Origin of the sequence: Eubacterium sp. AM05-23, from assembly GCF_003477535.1 — a bacterium.
GTDB classification, from domain to species: domain Bacteria; phylum Bacillota; class Clostridia; order Eubacteriales; family Eubacteriaceae; genus Eubacterium; species Eubacterium maltosivorans.
This window is the reverse complement of sequence record NZ_QUDF01000001.1, coordinates 285767-303131: the sequence shown is the minus strand read 5'-3', so window position 1 is coordinate 303131 and position 17365 is coordinate 285767. Positions and strand designations below refer to the sequence as shown.

At 52.5% G+C, this 17365-nt stretch carries 15 protein-coding genes and 1 pseudogene; all 16 read right to left on the bottom strand.

From position 1 onward, the window contains the following. Positions 1-149 precede the first annotated feature (149 nt). The 16 genes and pseudogenes from DW091_RS01275 to DW091_RS01200 all read right to left on the bottom strand — a co-directional run bounded on the left by DW091_RS01275 (position 150) and on the right by DW091_RS01200 (position 17331). Positions 150-2018, bottom strand: coding sequence for a YfjI family protein (locus tag DW091_RS01275; protein ID WP_158577802.1), 1869 nt, complete (start codon positions 2016-2018; stop codon positions 150-152). A gap of 183 nt (positions 2019-2201) precedes the next feature. Continuing rightward, positions 2202-3635, bottom strand: coding sequence for a helix-turn-helix transcriptional regulator (locus DW091_RS01270; protein WP_158577801.1), 1434 nt, complete (start codon positions 3633-3635; stop codon positions 2202-2204). Positions 3636-4409: 774 nt separating this feature from the next. Then, complete coding sequence (locus tag DW091_RS01260) at positions 4410-5351, bottom strand: transketolase family protein (RefSeq protein WP_058693363.1); 942 nt, start codon at positions 5349-5351, stop codon at positions 4410-4412. Positions 5352-5353: 2 nt separating this feature from the next. Then, positions 5354-6163 carry a transketolase gene (locus DW091_RS01255; RefSeq protein ID WP_058693362.1) on the bottom strand — a complete coding sequence of 270 codons (810 nt, stop codon included), beginning with the start codon at positions 6161-6163 and terminating at the stop codon, positions 5354-5356. Between the two features lie 159 nt (positions 6164-6322). Continuing rightward, the gene (locus DW091_RS01250) at positions 6323-7195 is read right to left on the bottom strand and encodes a YitT family protein (RefSeq protein WP_118517213.1); all 873 of its coding nucleotides are present in this window, start codon (positions 7193-7195) and stop codon (positions 6323-6325) included. 143 nt (positions 7196-7338) lie between these two features. Continuing rightward, the gene (gene alr, locus DW091_RS01245) at positions 7339-8538 is read right to left on the bottom strand and encodes an alanine racemase (protein ID WP_118517212.1); all 1200 of its coding nucleotides are present in this window, start codon (positions 8536-8538) and stop codon (positions 7339-7341) included. Positions 8539-8556: 18 nt separating this feature from the next. Then, positions 8557-9243, bottom strand: coding sequence for a 5'-methylthioadenosine/adenosylhomocysteine nucleosidase (locus tag DW091_RS01240; RefSeq protein ID WP_096918626.1), 687 nt, complete (start codon positions 9241-9243; stop codon positions 8557-8559). Positions 9244-9410: 167 nt separating this feature from the next. Further along, a complete protein-coding gene (gene ispF / locus DW091_RS01235) occupies positions 9411-9893 on the bottom strand; it encodes a 2-C-methyl-D-erythritol 2,4-cyclodiphosphate synthase (protein ID WP_118517211.1) in 483 nt (160 codons plus the stop codon). Between the two features lie 299 nt (positions 9894-10192). Then, positions 10193-10513: a bh protein gene (locus DW091_RS01230; protein WP_074618039.1), complete on the bottom strand. Its 321-nt coding sequence runs from the start codon at positions 10511-10513 to the stop codon at positions 10193-10195. 475 nt (positions 10514-10988) lie between these two features. Next, positions 10989-11669 carry a tRNA threonylcarbamoyladenosine dehydratase gene (locus DW091_RS01225; protein ID WP_118517210.1) on the bottom strand — a complete coding sequence of 227 codons (681 nt, stop codon included), beginning with the start codon at positions 11667-11669 and terminating at the stop codon, positions 10989-10991. Continuing rightward, complete coding sequence (gene argS, locus DW091_RS01220; protein ID WP_118517280.1) at positions 11669-13363, bottom strand: arginine--tRNA ligase; 1695 nt, start codon at positions 13361-13363, stop codon at positions 11669-11671. The genes DW091_RS01225 and argS overlap by 1 nt, the downstream gene beginning before the upstream one ends. A 199-nt stretch (positions 13364-13562) precedes the next feature. Next, positions 13563-14009, bottom strand: a complete 447-nt coding sequence (locus DW091_RS01215) for a DUF1934 domain-containing protein (protein WP_058693355.1) — start codon at positions 14007-14009, stop codon at positions 13563-13565. Between the two features lie 163 nt (positions 14010-14172). Continuing rightward, complete coding sequence (locus DW091_RS01210; RefSeq protein ID WP_058696326.1) at positions 14173-15222, bottom strand: D-alanine--D-alanine ligase family protein; 1050 nt, start codon at positions 15220-15222, stop codon at positions 14173-14175. A 48-nt stretch (positions 15223-15270) separates the two neighbouring features. Next, a pseudogene (locus tag DW091_RS20435) lies at positions 15271-15705 on the bottom strand (DUF523 domain-containing protein); the annotation flags it as partial. 78 nt (positions 15706-15783) lie between these two features. After that, entirely contained in the window at positions 15784-16413 is a 630-nt protein-coding gene (locus tag DW091_RS01205; RefSeq protein WP_118517208.1) for a hypothetical protein, read from the bottom strand. Between the two features lie 231 nt (positions 16414-16644). After that, on the bottom strand, positions 16645-17331 hold the full coding sequence (locus DW091_RS01200; RefSeq protein WP_058693353.1) for a TIGR00266 family protein: 687 nt from the start codon (positions 17329-17331) through the stop codon (positions 16645-16647). Between the last annotated feature and the right edge of the window lie 34 nt (positions 17332-17365).

The following is a 17365-nucleotide window of genomic DNA, read 5'->3' as shown; positions in this document are numbered from 1 at the left end:
TGGACCTTAACCCTGTAATCAAGGATCGCAAATGAAAAAAAGACATTTTTATATTATAATATTTATATAAAATAAACATTACTTAAAAATGCCTAATCTTCCTTATCCTGTTTTGCTGGTTTTGGGATTCTTTATTAAAATGTTAGTGGTTATGCGTTGTTATGGAGTTGATTGCTGGCCTCAAAGACTGCCGGATTCACCTGATAACCTGTAAAGGTGCGGTTTCCGTTGGTAAACTGGCCGCTTTTCAGGTAGCCGTAGTCCTCCAGAATGTTCAGATAGGGCAGCAGGTCCGAAATTTTTTTACAGCCCATGCGCGAAATGCCAAAGAGCTCTGTTTTCGAGAAGGTTTTGAGCCCCTGGGCCTGCAGCACATCCACAATCCGCCGGCAGACGCGCATATTCGGGTCCATCCCATCGCCCATATTGTAGATGATGCGCGCGTACTCGCTAAAATATTTGGCCAGCTTATAGGCCTTGTCCACAGTCTCATGGGACACCGGGGTCTCCATGATGGCGTCGGGGTGGGCGGCGCAGTGGAGGATGCCCACCAGGCGCAGCATCTCGCCGCCGAGCTTGCTCCCCCAGTCCCTTATATCCTTCATGTCGCCCTTCAGGCGGCGCTCGAACAGGGTCTCGTAGGCCATGTAGGCCATCTGGGCGCTGTCCTTGAGCTCAAGCTGCTTTGGCTTTGGCTCAAGGGTGATGTAATTATCGGCGTACAGGCTGTAGACGGCGTTGTAGTAATCGGCGTCGATTTTGGGGTCCATGGCCCGGGCGGTCTCGATGTTGCGATCACCCACCTTGGTTTTGGGCATGGTGTAGAGAAACCGGGCGTTCATGCCCCGGCCGCGCATGACCATATCGCCCATGATGGTGTCGATGATGATGGGCTGGACCATGAGCAGAATGCTCAGGTTGCTGGCGGGCAGAAGCACCGGATCCCGCCCCACGCGGTGGGTTTTGGAGCTGCCGCCGGTGTGGCCTTTGAGCAGGGCGCCCAGGGTGTGCTGGCCGCCGGTATACAGGCCCATCATGTTAGCGAAGAGGTCGCCCTCGTCGGACATGATGATCATGCGGCCGCCGTTGCGGGCCAGCTCCTGCTCCAGGGCCGCGTTGGTGGTGTCGTCCATATACAGGCAGGGCGGGCATTTTTTCTGGAAAAAGGCGATCTTTTCCTTGAGCTCGAGCATGGTTTCCTTGAGGGCTTCCCGCTCTGACGCATCCTTGCATCTTTTGTACTGGCTCTTGGCCGTCTTAAATGCCTCCTCTGCCAGCTCCTGCTCCAGCTCGTCATCAAACTGATGCTTCTGGTACTCTTTCCAGAGCTTTTGCTCGTAATCCTTGATGGGGCGCACCACTTCGTCGTAGACGCTGGATTTCCGCTCGCCGGGGTCGGCCACCACCAGGGTGTACAGGCCCAGGGGCACGGTGAACTTATCCTTTGCGCTGATCTCGTACCGCTTTTGCAGGCAGCCGCCCAGCAGGGCCAGCACGGACACGCCCACCATGTCCACCGGCACCTGCAGGCTCTCGGCCAGGGCCTCGGTATAGCGGGCGTATACGGGCGGCAGGGCGTTTACCGGGAAGGCGGGGCGCTCGATCTCCTCGGTCAGGGGGCTCAGGCGTCCCCACTCGGTGCGCACGGTCCCCGTCTCGGCGTACTCCTTCATGCGCTCCTCGTAGTGTTCATAATCCTCCAGGGCCCAGCCTTTGCCCGGGTCGCAGAGGAACTCGCCCCATTTCAGCCGGAAATCGGGATAATAGCGGACGGTTTCGTCGACTGTGGTCTGGGCGGCCTGCTCTTCTTTGGTGAGGGCTCGGTCCTCGCCGGTCTCGGGGTCGATGGCGCCGATGGTCACACTTGTAACCCGGTGGGTATGCTTGATGTAGGGCTTTCCGGGCTCCCGGTCCTTTTCCTCCACGGCCAGGGCCTCGTTAATCTTCTCCAGGCTTTCTTCCAGGGCCTTGGCCTGTTCGGGCTGCAGGGCCCGGTTGTTTGTGTCGTCGTTGTTCATGGTCACTCCTTTAATATTCGTGTCGATAAATGTCATTATAAAACGGTAAAAAGAAGATTTTTTAATGGAGAATGCAGCATTTTGTTCCTGTCATTCGCCATTTTCCATTCTCAATTTTCCATTAGAAAACCGCCTCTTGCTTTGTCTCTGCCAATACCTCTCAATATCTGCCCTCTCCTTCCCTTACAGGTAGCTTTTAAGCAGGTTTATCAGAGCCTCACGGCTCAGGGTCAGGTCGCTGTCGGGCAGGTAGTCGAAGAAATCGGTAAAGGCTTCGCAGATACCGGGCTCGTCGATGAAGACCGCGTTCAGCTGCCGGCTGTCCTCGCTGAAACGCTGGACGATCACCTGCTGCTCATCGGCCTTGATGATCTCCACATTCAGCGGCGTCCTGAATTTGTCGGAATCGACTAGGGTGAAGGCGGTCTCCCCACCCTCGACGGCGGCCAGGATCTCCCGCAGGAAGTCTTTCCGCTCCTCTGGGCGGCAGCACCGCACCACGCTCTCTGGGAAGTAGCAGATCCGTCCGGTTTCCATGAAGGCGCTCAGGCCCTCGGGGGAGAAGAAGGACCGGCTCAGGGGCTTCTCGCCGCGGTGATAGGGGCCATAGACCTCGCCCGCCAGCGCGCAGACGGCCTCCCGCCCGGGGATGTCGGGCTGTACCAGGGCCTCGATGCGCGGGCCGCTCAGGCAGAGGCTCAGGCAGGGGTGGGGCTCCAGGCTGGCGTCGCCCAGGTTTTCCCGGGTCCAGCCGTACATGTCCTCGATGTGCTCGGCCCTGCGGGTAAGCTTTGGGAGGCCCCGGCAGAGGCGGTCCGCTGCTTGCTGGTAGAAGTCCACGATGGACGCGTCGTCGTACAGAATGGCGGTTTTAAAGCTTCTGGACAGCTTTAGCACATGGCGGTTGGTGATGATGAAATAGGGCAGGAAGGTGGTCACGGCCTGGGCAGGGTCTGCATTCGTATAGGAATAGTATGGGTGGTAGCCGTCGCGGCCGCACAGGCTGAAGGACAGGATGTACTGCAGGTGGCGCAGGTTTTTCTGGATGGCGTCGTTGCGGCTGGTTTCTTTCTCCAGGTAGATAAAATGCTCGATGTCCACTGTGCCGGCCGCGCACACAAAGGCGTTGTACAGGTACTCGTAGACGAACTGGTGGTCGAAATCCAGGGCGATGGCCAGGTGCGGGGCCTCTCTGTGGTAGATCTCGTCGTTGATTACATCGATGATCACGCTGTTGATGTCGTTTTTGCCCTCGATGACCTGTGTCCCGCGGTCTAATACGGGAAAGGCCTTGTACTCCCGGCCGCTGACGTCCTCGGTGGGGGCGTAGGTATTGCCGGCCAGCTCCTCGACGAGGCGCTTGACGCTGTTGCGCCGGTAGTAGACCTTATCGCCGATTTTGGCCATTTTAAAGAGATCGTCCAGTTCCCTTTTTTCAAAGGGGGTCAGGGACAGGGCGCGGCAGAGCTTTTTATAGAAATCGGCGCTGGGCACGCGTTCCCCAACCATGACCTTATGGATGGTGGAGCGGTCGATCCTGGCTTTTTTAGAAAGCTGATAAATGGAAAATCCCGTTGCTTCCACGAAGGTGGTGAGGCGTTCACTGAATTGTGACATGGGCTTTCTCCTTTCAGACGTGAATTTTAAGATTAATAGAAATATTATATATTTATTTTTAATAAAATACAATGCTAATATTTTCATATATAAGATATTTTTTTGCAAACGATTTTCAAAGCGGCTAAAAAAATACTGCCAATGGCAGTATTTTCACCAAACAGTTTAAAACCGGAAAATTTGGAGCAGTCCGGCGTGACGCCGCGGAGCAGCCGTTGGCGTCTCGAAATAAACTGTAGAGATTGGACATTGTTTACCGGTCTGTGGCGTGCACAGCACCGGAATCTGATTTCATCATATCAGAGTTTTGCGGGGATTTCAATATGTGGCAAAAAGTGTGGCAAGGATATTTTGCAATTTTAAAGATTATTGACAGGATTTTTACAAAAAAAAGCATCCGCAAAACCTGTCCTCTTGCCTAATTTTCTTTTCATTCAAGTGTTTCAGCTTGAAAATGATTGATTCTTAAATAAAAATTAAAGCCTTGTGGGGCCGCCAATGGATTTTCTTCCAGATGCCCTGCGCGCTCGGTGCTCTTACCTCGCAGCTTCGACGGCTCTGCTTAAAATGTGCCGGATTCTTTCTCAATGAGACCGTAGGCGCAGCTCGGTAAAGCACCGAGCGCGCACGCTTAAGAGGATAGAAAATCCATTGGTGCCTCAGCTCCCCGGCAGTCCGGCCCGTATCGCGGCGATACCCTTTGACAAATCGAGAAGTATGACAATTAAAAAAGAGGTACGGTCTGTTTCAGACCCTACCTCTCATACGGTATCTTTATTTGGCTTTGCGTGCCACAACCTTTTTAGCCGCTTCGACGATGGCGTCAGTGGTCAGGTTGTATTTTTCAAGCAGCTCCAGCGCTTTGCCGGACTGGCCGAATTGATCCATCACGCCGACCTTTTCAACCGGTGCGGGTGTGGTTTCTGCCAGGACTTCGCAGACTGCGCCTGCCAGGCCGCCGATGATGCTGTGTTCTTCAGCTGTAACGATGGCGCCGGTTTCTTTGGCGGCTGCTTCGATGGCTTCGCGGTCGATGGGTTTGATGGAGCCCATGTTCAGGACGCGGGCGGAGATGCCTTCTGCCTTTAAGGCGTCAGCGGCTTCCAGAGCCTTTTCAACCATTAAGCCCATGGCCATGATGGTCAGGTCGTGGCCTTCTTTTAAGGTCACTGCCTTGCCAACTTCAAATTCATAATCGTCGTCAAAGATCACGTTGGTGTCCAGGCGGCCCAAACGGATGTAGACCGGGCCGTCGATGGCAACGGCGGCGTCCATCATGCGCTGTGTTTCAGTGGCGTCTGCCGGAACCAGAACCGTCATGTTTGGAACCGCACGCATCAGAGCGACGTCTTCCACGGACTGGTGGGAGCCGCCGTCCTCGCCAACGGAGATCCCCGCATGGGTCAGGGCGATCTTCACGTTCAGCTTTGGATAGCAGATGCTGTTGCGGATGATTTCAAAGGCACGGCCAGCGCCGAAAATGGCAAAGGTGCTGGCAAAGGGAATCTTGCCCGTGGTGGCTAAGCCTGCGGACATGCCCATGAGGTCGGCTTCCGCGATACCGGCGTTAAAATGACGTTCTGGCATCACCTTTTTAAATTCAGAGGTTTTGGTCGCGCCGGATAAATCCGCGTCCAAAACGACAATATCTTTATTTTTTTCAGCGAGTACTGCTAAATATTCGCCGTACGCCTGTCTTGTTGATTTTTTACTCATGATTAATCCTCCAGTTCTTTCAGTGCAATTTCAACCTGTTCCGCGTTTGGTCCCTTACCGTGCCAGCCGGCATTGTTTTCCATGTAGGAAACGCCCTTGCCTTTAACGGTTTTGCAGACTAAAACAGAAGGCTTGCCCTGGCAGGCATAAGCTTTTTCAAGGCCTTCGCGCAGTTCTTCAAAGTCGTTGCCGTCTGCGATGTTGATGACATTCCAGCCAAAGGCCGCGAATTTTTCATCAATCGGGTACGGTGACATAACGTCTGTGATTGCGCCGTCGATCTGCAGGTTGTTGTTATCCACAAAGGCGATCAGGTTGTCCAGCTTGTAGTGGGCTGCGGACATGGCTGCTTCCCATACCAGACCTTCCTGGAGTTCGCCGTCGCCGAGTAACACATAGGTTTTCCAGTCTGCTTTGTCGATTTTTGCGCCCAGCGCCATACCGACAGCAGCGGAGATGCCCTGGCCCAGAGAACCGGTGGACATATCCACACCCGGAATCTTCTTCATGTCCGGATGGCCCTGAAGGATGGCGCCAACCTGACGTAAGTGATCCAGTTCGGATGCGTCAAAGAAGCCCTTTGCTGCCAGGGTTGCGTACAGAACCGGCGCGGCATGGCCCTTTGACAAGACGAAACGGTCGCGGTCTGCTTTTTTGGGATCCTTTGGATCAACGTTCATCTTTTCAAAATATAACAAGCTCAAAATTTCAACTGCTGATAAAGATCCACCCGGATGACCGGAAGCGGCTTTACCAATCATTTTCACGATATCCCGGCGGATACCTTTTGCTGTTTTTTCTAAGTTTTCCATATGTTACTCCTTCTAATTTATTTTAGTTGAGCGTTGATAATTGATAGTTGACAGTTAAAGAACAAATTTGCTCTGCAAATTTGATTTAAATCAAAATCGCCTGCGATTTTGTTCAATAACGATTCACTATCCACTCTCCACTCTCAACTGACTCACTAATTATTCATTGAAATTCTTAAACCCTGCGCCCAGCACCTCCTGGGTATCGGCCAGGGTCACAAAGGCGCCCGGGTCAATCTCATAGATGATGCTCTTGAGCTTCGCGATCTGATTCCTGTAGACAATGCAGTAAACCACATCTTTGCTCTGGCCCGAATACGCGCCGTAGGCGTGAAAAATCGTGGCGCTCTTGTTGAGATCCATCCGGATGCGCTCGCAGATTTCCGGGCTCTTGTCTGAGACAATGTTGGCCGCCTTGGCGTAATTGTTGCCCGCGATGACAAAATCCATGACCTGTGTGTATAAAAACAGGACGATGATGGAATAGAGCATGATCGAGATGTTTTTAAAGGCGATCCCCGCAAAAATGACAACGCAGAAATCAATGCACATGATCCAGGTGCTCAGGGTCAGGCGTCTGGTCAGCTTGTGGAGCATCCGGGCCAGCAGGTCTGTCCCGCCGCCGGAGCCGCCCATGCGGTACAGCACGCCCATGCCGACTCCGTAAAGGACGCCGGCGAAAATACTGGCCAGAAGGACGTCGTCTGAGAAGGGCGGTATCACACCCGCCATCACGTCGACCAGAACCCCGTAGGCCAGGGTGCAGACAAAGCTCTTGAGGCCAACGCTTCTGCCCAGCACCTTGAGCGAGATCAGCTGTGTGGCCACAGAGAACACAAAGGTAACCGTCCCAACCGGCAGCCCTGTCACATAGTAGAGCACTGTGGCCAGCCCGCTGAAGCCCCCGGGCGCCAGCTTGTTGGGAATCATGAACATATTGGCAGCCAGCGCTGTCATAAAGGTCCCGAACAGAATGCCCACGTACTCAAAAATGGTACGGGCGACCTTATTATTCTTGATTTTATTATCCATTTCACATCATAAGGCAGTGGATAGTGGATAGTGAATAGTGGATCGTTATTGAACAAAATCGCCTGCGATTTTGATTTGAATCAAATTTGCAAAGCAAATTTGTTCTTCAACTGTCAACTATCAATTATCAACTCTCAACTCTCCTAAATTCCTCCAAAAAATCCATCGTTCAGTATCTCTACCTCCAGATGTTTCTCACCCATAAAATCATAGATGCGGGGAACCCGCTTGTTCACCATACAGAGCAGCTCGTAGGAGATGGTTCCCAGCTTTTCAGCCAGCTCCTCAACGGGGAGATTTTCCCCGAAAAGTTCTACCTCATCGCCGAGGGAAACGCCCTCAAGGCCCGTAATATCAACCATACACTGGTCCATACAGATATTCCCCACCACTGGCGCGCGCTGCCCGTTAATCAGTACCTCCGCACCCTTTCCGGAGAGCATCCGGCTATAACCGTCGGCATAGCCCACTGGCAGTGTCGCGATTTTCCGGTCGCACTCAGCCGTGAACTTTCGTCCATAGCTCACCGAATCGCCCGCATGAATGGTCTTGATATGGATAATGCTGGTCTTAAAGCTCATGACCGGCTTTAACGCAAGCTTTTCCTTTTTTACCTCATCCGAGGGGTAGTGGCCATAGAGAATGATCCCCGGGCGCACCATGTTAAAGATTGTTTTGTCAAAATCAATGATGGCTGCTGAGTTTTCCACATGCTTGAGCGGAATCTCAACACCCTTATCGGAAAGCGCCTTGACCACCTGGGCGTAGCGCGTGAGCTGCAAATGCGTAAAGTCCTTGTCGCTTTCGTCTGCGGTGGCAAAGTGGGTGTAAAGCCCCTCGATGCGGATACCCGGCATTTCCGCGATCTGCAGAATCGCCTCCACCGCCTCATCCCACCGAAAGCCGATGCGCCCCATACCAGTGTCCACCTTGATGTGAACCGGGTGCACCGAACCTTCAGCCACGCAGTAGTCCGACAGCGCCTGCGCGAACGCGGTCTGATAGACGCCAGGGGTCACGTCCCATTCCACCAGCTCTGGAATCTGGTCGATACCCGTACCGCCCAGGATGAAAATCCCGCAGCGGTCAATGCCCTTCTGGCGCAGGGCGATGGCCTCGTCCAGAAAAGCGACACCCAGGCAGGGCACGCCCTCGTCCTGTAAAAGCTCGGCCACATCCACGCCGTGGCCGTAGGCATCCGCCTTGACCACACCCATGATCCGGGTCTCCGGGCCCGCTGCTTTTCTGATCTGCTCAAGGTTAAAGAGCAGGTTCTCAAGCTTGATCTCCGCCCAGGTAGGCCGGTGGGCGGGAACTTCATTGAAATCATCAAAAAGATCCAAGGGAAACACCTTCTGTCTTTAGTAATTTTTAACCATTTCCAGCACCATCTTGGCCGCATTGACCACGGACATCTGGAAATTATTCTGGTAGGTTTCGACCAGATCACCGTCCGCGTTATCTGAAATGGAACGGATCACGATATAGGGAATGCCGTTGACATAGGCTGCCTGGCCGATGGCCGCACCCTCCATCTCCACACAGGCTCCGCCGAAAACCTCGGTCAGCTCCTGCTTGAGCGCCTGGGAGTCTACCCCCAGGTCAGCGGTCATCACACGGCCCACCAGAGCTGCCGCTCCGACCTTGGCCGCCGCGTCCTTGGCCAGCCTGATCAGCCGCTCGTCGGCCGGGAAAAAGGTAATGTCCATGTTCGGGATCTCGCCTCTGGGATGACCAAAGGCAGAGCCGTCCATGTCATACTGGACCGAATCTCTGGAGATCACAATGTCTCCCACGCTCAGGCCTTTGGCCACAGCGCCGCCCACACCCACGTTGATCACACAGCTCACGTCAAAAAGGTCGACCAGCGCCTGGGTGCACAGCGCCGCGTTAACCTTGCCCACACCGCACATCACAGCCACCACCGGCTTGCCGTAAAGCAAACCCTTATAGAAGGTCATTCCCGCCTTCTCACTGGTCTCGACCTGTGTCATATTGTTTTTAATGTCCCGCACTTCATCCTTCAGTGCCGCAATGATTCCAATCATATTCTATCTCCACTCTATTTTAGTTGCTTATTGATTCATTTATTAGAAATTCACAGGCAAAGAGTTTATAGTGGATAGTGGATAGTTAATGTACAAAATCGCGAACGATTTTGATTTAAATCAAATTTGCTTTGCAAATTTGTTCCTAAACTATCAACTATCAATTATCAACTCTCAACTAACAACGCGATTGCCTTTGCCGCAATGCCTTCTTTTCGCCCGGTAAAGCCGAGCTTCTCCTCAGTGGTTGCCTTCACGCTGACCTGGTCAATATCAATCCCCAGTGTCCTCGCGATGTTTTCGCGCATGGCTTCAATATAGGGCGCGCATTTCGGCGCCTGGGCCACAATGATGGCGTCGATGTTGCCGACCGCATAGCCCTTTTCCAAAGTAAGCGCGCCCACCTCAGCCAGCAGGCCCATGCTGTCCGCGCTTTTATATTTCTCATCCGTATCCGGAAACCATTTTCCAATGTCACCGAGGGCCAGGGCCCCCAGCATCGCGTCCATAATGGCATGGACTAACACATCCGCGTCCGAATGGCCAAGCAGTCCTGTAGGGTGCTCAATCTCCACCCCGCCAAGGATCAGTTTCCGCCCTTCTGAAAGCTGATGCACATCATAACCGAGTCCAACTCGAAAAGGATTCATAGGTTTACCTCCACGAATGTCTGTCATTATTATTGATAAAACCGACGGGGCAGACCTGCCCTTTCACCCTGAAAAAGCAGTGCTCCCGATAGCTGAATCTTATCATATTCTAAAAGATTTGCATAGAGAATCCCTGAACAAAAATTCATGTAATCCTATGCAAATTTACGGTTTTTCCGAAAATTCAAGAATGTGTTCATTATGTTTAATTAAGTAAAAATAGTATCGACATCTATCCGATAACAGCGGGTTTAGCTGTTGACAATTTTTACAAAATTAAAGGCATTCCCGTCGATCACTCAGCGGATTTCATCCTCCTCCGAGAATTCTTTATATACCCGGTAAGGCTTGGTAATCACACGGTAAGGCAGTGAACGCAAGAAGCCGTTAAGGTCTGCCTCCATTTCCCTCGTCATCCGCTTCGGCTTCGACATTACCCGGGAAATAAAATCATCTTTGTAGTGCTCTTTGACATATTCCTGATTAATCTGAATACCGATTCCACAGTTCTTACAGGTTATCTTATGGATCTGTCCGTCCAGATAATCAATCTCATGCTCGGTTTCCTTATCACAGTTCATGCAAAATAAATAAGCATCAACCTTACTGCTCTTTGCCATTTCACGCCTCCATTCTGTTGTCCCACCGGGACTTTTATGGCTCTATTATACCATAAATCGGAAAAACCTTCACCGCCGCCAATACGAATTAATGAATAATTAATAAATAAGAATGGAAAAGAACAAATGCGAAAATGGGCGTGGTGTGTGAAAATTGACGTCAAAGTACGTCGCGTTTCACACCGCACCTAAAAAACAACCCGTATCGCAACGATACGGGTTCAGAGTGTAGACAAATGTTACCATGAACAGACAGAGCGTTAAAGAGATGTCTGTTAATGCAGAATGGAGAATGGAAAATGGAAAATTGTCGAACCCTTTTGCCGGTGCAAAAGCGATTAAGACAGCGGCCTACGGCCGCAATTCCAATCAAAATGCGTAGCATTTTGTTCCTGTAATTCTCCATTCTCCATTTTCAATTTTCCATTAAGACAGCTTCTTGCTTTTGCTTTACCGCATCACCCTAAAGTTTCATCTACCCCGCTACAATATCCCGAACACACTCCCCGGCGATCATCAGCCCGGCCACTGAGGGCACAAAGCTCACGCTGCCCGGCGGGGTGCATTTAAGCGCTGGCACTTCCTTTGAGTAGAGCACTTTCAGCTTTCTGACGCCCCGGGCCTTCAGCTCCCGGCGCATGACCTTTGCCAGGGGGCAGACCGAGGTTTTGTAAATGTCGGTGATCTCAAAACAAGAGGGGTCCAGCTTGTTGCCGGTACCCATGCTTGAAAGAATGGGAATCCCCTTTTTCTGACACGCGCAGATCAGGGCCAGCTTGGCGGTGACCATGTCGATGGCGTCGATGACGTAATCATAGGTTTCCAGCTCAAAATCCCCGGCGTTCTCCGGCAAAAAGCACTGGTGCAGCGGGATGATCTCTGCCGCCGGGTTAATGTCCCTCAGCCGCTCCGCGGCCACCTCCACCTTAACACGGCCGACGGTCGAATGCAGGGCGATGAGCTGACGGTTGAGATTGGTGATGTCCACCACGTCCTTGTCCACCAGGGTCAGGCTGCCCACACCTGCCCGGATGAGCGCCTCAGCGGTAAAGGACCCCACGCCGCCCACGCCAAACAGGATCACCCGGGCGCGCTGTAACTGATTAAGGCCCTCGTCACCAAGGACAAGGGCCGTTCGGTCAAACTGTGTTGCCATTACATTCTTTCCGGCGCGTCAATGCCCAGAATCCCCAGGACATTGGCCAGCACCTGCTTGGTTCCCTTGATCAGGGCCAGGCGGGCTCTCATGAGCCCGGTATCCTCCACGCGCACGCGGCAGGCGTTGTAAAAGCTGTGGAACGCAGCGGCCAGATCCATGGCGTAATGGGTGATCCGGCTCGGGTCCATCTTTTCCTCAGCCACGATGATCTCATTGGGCAGGGTCGACAGCATATTCAGCAGGGTAAGCTCTTCCTTTTCCCTGAGCAGGGTCAGGTTAGCCGGCCCTTCAGCGTCTTTGTCCTCTGCCATCTGGCGCAGGATGCTGCAGATGCGGGCATGGGCGTACTGAACATAGAACACCGGGTTCTCATTGGACTGCTCGATGGCCAGATCCAGGTCAAAATCCAGATGGCTGTCCGGTGAGCGCATGTTAAACAGGAAGCGGGCAGCGTCGCGGCCAACCTCCTCGATGAGGTCCGTCAGGGTGATCATCTCGCCCTTACGCTTGGACATGCGGGCGATTTCGCCATCGCGCATGAGGCGCACCAGCTGCATGATGACAATTTCCAGATGATCCGGGTTCACGCCGGCAGCCTGCATGGCCGCTTTTAAACGGGCGATGTGGCCGTGGTGGTCCGCCCCCCAGACATTGACGCAGCGGTCAAAGCCGCGGGTCTTAAATTTATTCAGGTGATAAGCGATGTCCCCCATGAAATAGGTGGGCAGGCCATTCTGGCGCACCAAGACATCGTCCTTCTCACAGCCGAACTCACTGGTGGTAAACCACAGGGCGCCTTCCTTTTCATAGACCGCGCCGCTGTCCTGTAAGATTTTCAGGGCAGACTCGATGGCTCCCCCATCGTAAAGGCTCTGCTCTGAAAACCAGATGTCATAATGAATGCCGTATTTTTCAAGGTCGGCGTGCATTTTGTTCAGGTTCTTTTCAAGGGCATAGTCGACAAAAACGCCCTTGCGCTCAGCCTCGTCCATGGCCAGATATTTTTTGCAGGCTTGTGCGCCGCCCTCCTGGTCGATGAATTCCTCCATGTGCACCCGGATATCGTTGCCCTGATAGCCGTCCTCCGGGAAAGGAATATCCTCACCCATAAGCTGGCGGAAACGCGCGTCCAGAGAATCCCCGAACTTGGCGATCTGGTTGCCGGCGTCGTTGACATAAAACTCACGGGTCACGTCATAGCCCGTCCACTCCGCGATGGCGGCCAGGATATCTCCGATAGCGCCGCCCCTGGCGTTGCCCATGTGCATTGGGCCTGTCGGGTTGGCGGATATGAACTCAAGGTTGTACTTTTTGCCGGCATTGCCCTCGGTTTTGCCGTAGTTTTCCTGCATGGCTTCAATTTCCAGCAGCACCTCATACACCCAGTCCGCCTTAAGCTTGAAGTTAATAAAGCCCGGTCCGGCGATCTCAACCGCCTCCACGTAGGAATTGTCAATATCCATATGGCGCACGATGCTCTCAGCGATCACACGCGGTGCCTTGTGGGCCTGCTTTGGCAGCTGCATGGCAATGTTGGTGGCGTAGTCGCCGTGCTCACGCTCACGGGGCACCTCCAGATAGATCTCTGGCAACGCCTCGACGGAAAAGTCGCCGGCTTCCATGGCCGCGTCCACCGATCCCGCGATAAGCCCTTTTATCTGGTTTTCAATTTTTTCTCTGATATACATAATATCCTCCAAAATGTTTCAATTGAAAATGGAGAATTGAGAATGGAAAATTGACGAACCCTTTTTCTGCCGAAAAAGCGATTAAAACTGCGGCCTACGGCCGCTATCCAATTCAAAATGCGCAGCATTTTGTTCCAATAATTTTCCATTCTCCATTTTCAATTCTCCATTAGAAAGGGCGAACATCGTTCGCCCTTTTTTCTTAGTTTTTATAATTACTGATGCGAATGTCCAGCGTATTTTCCGTGTTGGTCATGCCCTCAACCTCGATGGCGTAGTCGACCTTGACATTGACCGGGTCCTTCCGGTCGTTGTAGGCGACGTTCACGCCCTTGGTAAAGATGCCCATGGCAATGTCGCCGTAGGGAGTGGAATAGAGCGTCACATTGCGTTTGCCTTCTTCAAATTCCATGAGGGAGTTTACTGAGCCCAGACGGATCACAGAGATTTTACCGCCCTCCACCTTTACCGTGGTGGTGGTGCCCTCCATGCCGGAGACCTCAGATTCTTTATAGGTCAGACAAGAGATGTTTTTTTCCTTATACATATCGCCTTCGGTTGAAAACTCCATCTTATCCTCATTACGGTGCTGGTCGCTCACGATTCCAGTAATCGAAAGCCATACTTTTTTTCTTTCATCATCTGTCACAACAATCACCTCCGAATCGTTATAAACTTTTCAGGCTGCTGCACAGCAGGAAGCTGCCGCCCGGAGGCGCCTTGCTTCACGCTTTGTACACTTTTAACTTTAGTGTCTCTATTAAATCATTTATGGCTTTATTTTTCAAGGACTTTCTTAAATAATCTGTGATTTAGTTGTTGACACGCTTAACAGAAGCACCCTGGATCAGTTTTTCAACCAGCTCAGCGTAAGAAATGCCCATATTTTCCCACATTTTCGGGTACATGCTGATATTGGTAAAGCCTGGCATGGTGTTGATTTCATTGATATAAATATTGTAGGTGGCGCGGGTCACAAAGAAATCCACACGGCTGAGGCTGCTGCCGTCAATGACCTCAAAGGCCTTGATGGCGTATTCGCGGATTTTCTCGAGCAGAGCGTCGCTGATCTGTGCTGGGATCACGATTTTTGAGTCCTGGTCATCGCTGTATTTCGCTTCATAATCATAAAATTCCTTGGAGGCCACCACTTCACCGGGGATCGCAGCTTTGATCTCGCCGTTTTCTTCCAGAACCGCGCATTCAATTTCGCGGGCGTTCAGGAAGCCTTCGACCACGATTTTATTGTCGTAGCGGAGTGCCTCGTTGACGCCGTCGGCAAACTCTTCCTTATTATGCGCCTTACTGATGCCCACGCTGGAGCCCATGTTGGAGGGCTTTATAAATACCGGGAAGCCACGGCCGGCGATGTCGTCGATGATGCTGTCCGGGTCTTTTTCCCAGTCCTTGCGTTTGAAGTAAACATACGGACCGACCGGGATACCAGCGCTCTCGAAGAGCATTTTGGAAGCCACCTTGTCCATGCCGGCAGCAGAAGCCAGCACGCCGCAGCCCACATAGGGCTTGTTCATCAGCTCAAAAAGGCCCTGAATGGTGCCGTCCTCGCCCATGGGTCCGTGAAGTACCGGGAAGAACACATCCACATCCTGGATAATGGGATCGTGGAAAATGGAAAAATCGGCGTGGATTTTGTCCGTATCCTGCTCCCAGGAGCCGTCTTTAATATTTTTATAGTCCCCGGTGTAGACCTTCCAGTCACCGTCTTTGGTGATGCCGATCAGGGTAATATCATATTTTTCTTTGTCAATCACTTCAATGACATTGCAGGCTGAGGCGCGTGACACCTCATGTTCACCAGACTGTCCACCAAATACAATGCCTAAATTAATTTTTTTCTCCATAATGGATTCCTCCTTAAATTTTTGCGTGAGCCACGCCTGCTCTGTCATGACTGACAGGCCATTTTGCAGGAAAAGCTCCGCTGTTATGCCGTTTCCAGGCACCAGTTTTTTATGGAAACTGCCGTCATAGACGCAGCCGCACCCGCAGGAAGGGCTCTTTGCCTTGAGCACCGCCAGCCGCGCGCCCGCCTTCCTGGCAAGGGATAACGCTTTTTGTGCCCCTTTTTCAAAGGCGTTCGTTAAATCTTCATTTTTTACATTATACACTTTCCTTTCCCCTTTGACTACCCTAATTTCACAGGGTTTTCGGGGAATTTCCAGCCCGCCCAGGCATTCCGGGCAAATGGTCACTGCTTTTCCGTCCTCCACCAGCGCTTTAAGCTCCGGCACCAGGTTATCCCGTCCGTCATACCGGCAAGGAACACCGGCGAGACAGGCACTGATGACGAGCTTAACTGCCTTTTTTTCTTTTGTTTTTTTCATAATACCATCCACAATTTCGCTGGGTGGAAAGTTGAAAACCCTCTCCCTGATGTCTCGCCTCAGTCTCTCAGCTTTCCTCTACCGCTCCCCCGGCCCATTCTCCTTATAAATCCAAGCCCCACGTTTGTAGACCATTTTCATCACCATATCTTTTACCACAATCTCACCGGTTTGAATCACCGTGCCCGCGGCAATGGTAATGCTGTCTTTAAGGGTGGCACTGTGGCCGATAAAGGTGTGGTCCTTCACCGTAACCTCACGTCCGATATTGACCCGGGCCAGCAGCTCACAGTAGGGCTCGATCCGGCTCATGGCCCCAACGATACTGCCCTCCCCGATGACGGTGTGGGTGCCGATCGACGCGCCAGCCCCCACAATGGCGCCGGCTCCGATATAGGCGCCGGGCTCCACCACCGCGTCCGCTGCCACATAGGCCGCCGGATGGATGACCGCCTGGTAGCAGAGCTCCGGAAAAGCCCTGACCACAGCCTCGCGATTCCTCAGGCTGTCTGCTGCCACGATAAAGCCCCGGCCTCGTCCGCTAAAGCGTTCCGCCTCCTCAAAGCTTCCCAGTACCGGATAGGGAAAATCCTCCGGCGGCGTGTCACCAGTATACAAAAAACCTGTCAGGCTATAATCCGGCCCGCTCAGGGCCTCGGCGATCACCCGGCCGGCAAGGCCTGTTCCGATAACAACCATTCCTCTCATTTCCGCACACTTTTCCTTTCCTTCATTTACTTCATTTTACCACACTGGCCGGATAAAAACAAAAGAATCCACCCCCGCAAAGGGATGGATTCTCAAAGTTTAAACAAATATTATCACAAAGCGGCGAAGGGTTAAAGATAGGACTTACTCAGTTGAAAGTTGATAGTGGAAAGTTCAGGTACAAATCTGCCGAGCACTCTGCATCTTTCGTAAAAATTCTATCGGATTCCTCTAGCTGCTGGTGCTGGTTGGCATATAGGGGATCAGGGCCTTGGCCAGCTTATCTACCGGCATACTCTGGAGCACGACCCTGCCAGGGCCGGTCAGTGTTGCGAAGAACAGGCCCTCGCCGCTGAACAAAATGTTTTTAGCGCCCTTTACCTGGGTGACGTCAAAATGCACCTTTTCCTGGAACACAGCGATGTGCCCCTGATCCACGTTGATGGTCTGCCCTTCCTCAAGGTTGTACTCGATGGTGCTGCCATTGAGCTCAAGGAAAACCAGTCCGGGCCCTGTGAGCTTCTGGAGAATGAAGCCCGCGCCGCCAAAAACGCCAGTCTTGACACTCTTCTTAAAGAAAATGGAAAAATCCACAGATTCCTCAGCCGCCAGAAACGCCGTCTTGGCACAGATAATGGACTGTCCCGCCTCCAGGCGCACTGCCCGGATATTGCCCGGGAAGGACGACGCAAAGGCGATCTTTCCCTTGTCGCCCGTACAGGTGTAGGTGGTCAGAAAAAGCGAGTTGCCGCTGAAGCTTCGCTTGATAGCCTTTAAAGCTCCGCCTCTGGTGGTGGTTTCCATGTCAAAGCAGGGGTCCATCCAGGACATGCCGCCGGATTCGGTATAGATCTGCTCGCCCCGGTCCAGCTCAAGCTCTACGACTGGCAGGGTATCGCCGATAATTTCATACTTCATTTTTTACTCCTCTCTTGTAAAGAGCCTCCCAAAA